Annotated in this window: 4 protein-coding genes and 1 pseudogene; 3 read left to right on the top strand and 2 right to left on the bottom strand. The window is 55.2% G+C overall.

All coding sequences use genetic code 11. The features are described from left to right. Window positions 1–109: 109 nt before the first annotated feature. Window positions 110–469: pseudogene (locus HV796_RS40305) on the top strand (sugar transferase); the annotation flags it as partial. Window positions 470–575: 106 nt separating this feature from the next. Here HV796_RS40305 and HV796_RS40300 read toward each other — a convergent pair. Then, window positions 576–821: a flagellar transcriptional regulator FlhD gene (locus HV796_RS40300; protein WP_175233292.1), complete on the bottom strand. Its 246-nt coding sequence runs from the start codon at window positions 819–821 to the stop codon at window positions 576–578. Between the two features lie 299 nt (window positions 822–1,120). Between HV796_RS40300 and HV796_RS44965 the strand changes: the two genes are divergently transcribed. Then, window positions 1,121–1,681: a type 1 glutamine amidotransferase family protein gene (locus HV796_RS44965; RefSeq protein WP_246356342.1), complete on the top strand. Its 561-nt coding sequence runs from the start codon at window positions 1,121–1,123 to the stop codon at window positions 1,679–1,681. Continuing rightward, complete coding sequence (locus HV796_RS44960; RefSeq protein WP_246356341.1) at window positions 1,644–1,850, top strand: hypothetical protein; 207 nt, start codon at window positions 1,644–1,646, stop codon at window positions 1,848–1,850. Before HV796_RS44965 ends, HV796_RS44960 begins: the two co-directional genes overlap by 38 nt. 179 nt (window positions 1,851–2,029) lie before the next feature. On the opposite strand, the gene HV796_RS40290 is transcribed toward HV796_RS44960, so the two are convergent. Next, window positions 2,030–3,022: a GlxA family transcriptional regulator gene (locus HV796_RS40290; protein ID WP_175233291.1), complete on the bottom strand. Its 993-nt coding sequence runs from the start codon at window positions 3,020–3,022 to the stop codon at window positions 2,030–2,032. Between the last annotated feature and the right edge of the window lie 1,605 nt (window positions 3,023–4,627).

Genomic DNA, 4,627 nt, shown 5'->3' with positions numbered 1-4,627 from the left:
TTGCCTCGTCCAACGGCTTCTTTGCCATGGCGCGTATCTCCATTCAATCCGTTAGAGATATAACGCGCCAGCATCGAATCGGTTGTCATGTTTTATGGGAAACTCAATAGACCCACGCATTACGCGAGTCGGTGCATTCCTGCGCCGCACCAGTCTCGACGAACTGCCACAATTTATCATTGTGCTGCGCGGCGGGATGTCCGTGGTGGGTCCACGGTCGCACGCAATCGAACACGACGAACTGTACGGCAAGCTAATCGACCGCTATATCCATCGCTATCGGATCAAACCCGGCATCACAGGCTGGGCAAAGGTGAACGGTTATCGGGGCGAAAACGATCGAATCGAAAAGATGCAACGGCGCGTCGAACACGACCTCTACTATCTGTGCAACTGGTCAATGGTGCTGGATATGAGAATCGTGGCTGCTACGATAATCAAGGGCTTTATACACCGTAACGCGTATTGACTGATGACACCGGGCGATGCGGCGCCGCAGTGTTCGACAGACGGGCCGCGCGGCGCTGTGACGGTATGCTGCCGGGAGGGTCGTACGATCCCGGACCACGTGACGTTCAATGCAGGGTGCTCGCGAAGATCGAAGTCGGCCCCGGATGCAGCTGGCAAACCAGTTCCACCGATGTCGCGAGCGCATCGATCTGGGAGGGCGTCAGACCGGCGACCAGCGTCGTCACCTCGTCTGAGAAGCCGAATATGCGTGCGCCATTGCGGCGGTCTTCGAGAATCAGCCGCTGCGCGAGGCGGAGATAAGTCCGATTCCAGTCACTGAGTTCATCCAACAGGTCTTCGTCGTTCGGCATGGGGGCAGCGTGTGAAAGGTTGGTATTCGCAGCATCGGTAACGCCCACAAGTACCGTTGTACCGATAGGGAGCCTTAATATTTTAGCGATTCAGATCGTGTGCGGACGCCAAAAGCATGTCGGATTCGGTCAACGCCGAAGCAGGGAAGATGATTTAAGATCCAAGCCGTCAAGACCGGGCGTCATTCCGCCAACGTCTCGATGGCCCGCTTCGCCTCCCGTAACATTGATATTGCGAAACGAACACGATGTCTTGTTGCAATGCGCTTTATCGCGCGGCGCGGCGCAAAACGGGGTCGATGAAGGAGACGCGGCAATCAGCGCAGATGCAGCCTACCTGGGACGACAAATTGAAAACTATAGGCATCACAGTATCCGACGGTTTCGCGTTGCCTGGAATTGCGCGCATTGTGGAATCGCTCCAGCATGCGAACGGAGTAAGCGAGTATGGCCAACACAATCTGGACTACCTCAACGTGCACCTGTTGTCGAGCCTCGGAGGGCGTATCGCAAGTTCGTCCGCCGTCCTCGTCTGCACCGAAAGCATAGAGACCGGTCGTGAGCTCGACGGTCTGCATGCGCTTTTCGTCGCCGGCGGCCCGGGCGTCAGCCATGCACTGCGTGATGACGTGTTGCTCGCATGGTTACGTCGCACCTGCGCGCTGACCGGATATGTGGTCCCGATCGATGAAGGGCATTTGCTTCTCGATGCGGCAGGGTTCGGGCGCTGTGCGGGCGCGACGCGCGAGAATGAGCTCGCTGCTCACGAAGTTCGTGCCCAACCCGCTCATCGACATCGTCCGTCGCAACGAGGCAAACAACGTGAGCGAGAAAATCCAGTCCGCGGCACGCTGGCTTGAAGCGAACGGCCATCGGCGAATGGGCCTGGCCGGCCTGACCGAGGCGGCTCGCATGGCACAGATGAGCGAGCGCAATTTCCTGCGGCGTTTCAAGGCAGAACTCGGCGTGATACCTTCGGATTATCTCCTCTACGTGCGGCTCGACATGTCGTGCCAGGTGCTTGCGTAAACAACCTTGCCGGTGGGCAGTATTGTGCGGCGTTGCGGCATTGGTAGCGGCGGGCGGCTTGCGAAGCTATTCCGTAAGCACCTCGGCAAGACGCCGCCCGCCTACCGGGCCAGTTACCGGCGGTTCGGAGCGTAGAAGAGAGGCCGTGTCGCTCGCCGGGCCGAGCGCGCGGCCGACGCTCAGGTAGAGGTCCTCGATGCTTCACGGCCCGTCCGGTAGTTGGTCGGCGTAGTCGAGAGATACTTCCTGAATAGCTTGGCTAACTGGCCGCCGCTACCAATGCCGCAGCGGCGCGCGATCTTGTCTACCGGAAGACGCGATTCCACGAGCAATCGGCAGCTCATGTTCAAACGCGCACGCAGCAGATAGTCGGACGGTGTGATGCCCATCTCGCTCTTGAAGCGCCTCAGGAAATTCCGCTCGCTCATCGCTGCAACCTGCGCCGCGTCGTCGATCGAGATCGGCTGATCGACGTTTGCCTCGAGCCAGCGAGCGGATTCCATGATCTTCTCGCTTATCCGAGACACCGTTCTACCGGTGATCGGCGCGGCGAACGGCGTCTTGTGCTCGGGTACAACCGATTCGGAAACCAGCTGGGCGAGCTCCGTGCCGAGATCGTGCCTCACGATTCTCAACACGGTATCGACTGGATCCGGCGGCTCGGCAAACGGCCTTTCCGGATAGACGTCACGCCATTCGTGGCTGGTTTCGAAGAGGTGCCGGTCGCGACCCGTTAAGCCCGCTGCCTCGAGGAGCTGCTGCCCTTCCTGAATGGAATGAACGATTTCGCTGGACAGATGCCTGCGGCGCAGCCAATCCCTTAGCCGCTCGTCCCCGCATGCTTGCCGCGCGCCCGCGCCACCGGCGACGAAGAGCATATGCGCGTCAGGGGTGTCCCGGTAACTATCAACACTCTCGGTCCAGACAAATACGGAAGACGTACTGGCAATGCGCCCGCCTGCGGCTGACCATAGCGAAACGTCGTAGCGCGAGCGTCCAATTGATCTCGGCGCCGCGAGCGCGTTGGCTTTCTGAAAAGCCTCGACGATTGCGACGATCCCCGGCAATGCAAAGCCATTAAAGAGGGCAATGTCGATGCGCGTGGTTCTGTGTACGTTTGGCTGCGAGATGCTTTGCCGCAACGCATGCGGCACGGTTCGATTCAACTCCATTTGTTTTTCCCCCGAGTGATCACGACTTCCAGAGTTTTTTCTGTGCTCTGTGTTTATTGTGTCCGATGCATCCTATGGAAGAGGGTTCTACTGCCGTTATTGAATGACCGATTAGGTCAAGATATTGATTGCTTGAGACGCAGTGGCCTATATGTATACTGAAATTCCATGCATTCTGGATTCGATGTAATTCGATATTCTGCCGGAAATGATCAAATAAAAAAATGTCGGGCACTGAAGGAAATGCAAAGACGTAAGGTATGCTTTGAACTGTACCGTGACCGTCCACGTGTGGATGAGGGTTTTAGTAAATTCAATTAGGTTACCCGGCTTGTGGTCATTAGTCTCAAAAAATACTCCCTTCTTCCATAGAAACTGATTGTCGTGGTTGAGCCGAAGTGGTGGCGTGATAAAGCGATTTTGTCTTCCTCATCGCTTCATTTTATCGCCGCACCCTACCAACCTGACAGCGTTCTCAGTCTGGCTGAGTGATTCAGATCTGGTCGTCGTAATCAGCGACGTAAAATCACCGCATTATTTCACGGTAATCGGCGGCGACTATCCGTAATAGATTCATGATTTATCATGACGGGACCCAGATTTATCCGGCAAAGCTCCAAGCGTCCAGTAAGTACATTCATCGCCATTCGGTACTCCGCTAACCAAAGTGTGTTCACCTGCCGTTTTGGTCTCTGCAGCACAAACTACCATTGCGCATTTTGGGTCGCATATTTAATATAGTCCGCCGTCAGCTTTCGTCAAAATAAACCTTTGCACCGTCGATACGGAATCAAGCAACGTAATATCATCAAAAGTTGAATCGAAGTTTTAATTAATGCTGCCGCGCAGATGGCGCCGTAATGTACTGGCCATCCATCCCATGCATGATGCGGATCCGCGTCTCATCGGGGATGTTGTCCACGTCAACCAAGAACGATTCTGGGCCCCACTCCTGGTCAGCGTTCCAAATATCCGGATATTCAAATGACCTGCAGTTATTTTCGCCATCGGGCGATATCCAGTGCATTGCTTAAATAACTTTGTTCTTTCTGGCGTCGTTACCACCTCTTTGATATTCCAGTGCTGGTCGATATAGTCAGTGTCACCTAAAGGGATAGCGCCCGGATACGTCGTTTTGTCCCGTGACACTGCAAAATAACTGTCCGCAAGACATGCCCGTTTTCCGTAACTTCTATGCTCTAGCGGGGCCGACAATGTAGGTGCCTGTGTTTTCACCAAAAGCGCGAAGGCCTGCCTCATTCGGTTCTCGCGTCATTTCAATAGTCTCGGTTAATGCTCCGTGAAAATGAAACGCGATCCGGTCCAGTGCCGATCTTCAGCTACGACATAAAGAAAGATCCGTTTGTCTGGGCGCAGTGCCGAAATGGGAATTTGTGTTCACGAGCCCATGGGCATCAACGATATTACGCACTTTCAGAAGTTGCAAGTCAGTAAGTCAGTCCATGCCAGTTTTTGACAGATTCGGGTTGCAAGCGGCGTTAATGGAATGGACGCCCCACCCAACGGCATGGATGTGCCAAAGTGGAGAGTAGTGCTACGTCAACCACCTGAACTGAACGGGAGCGCCCACCATGAAGGTTACGA

This window comes from Paraburkholderia humisilvae (genome assembly GCF_902859855.1).
In the GTDB taxonomy this organism is placed as follows: Bacteria; Pseudomonadota; Gammaproteobacteria; order Burkholderiales; family Burkholderiaceae; genus Paraburkholderia; species Paraburkholderia humisilvae.
Note: the sequence above shows the minus strand (reverse complement) of the source record. Positions and strands in the feature narration are given on the sequence as shown.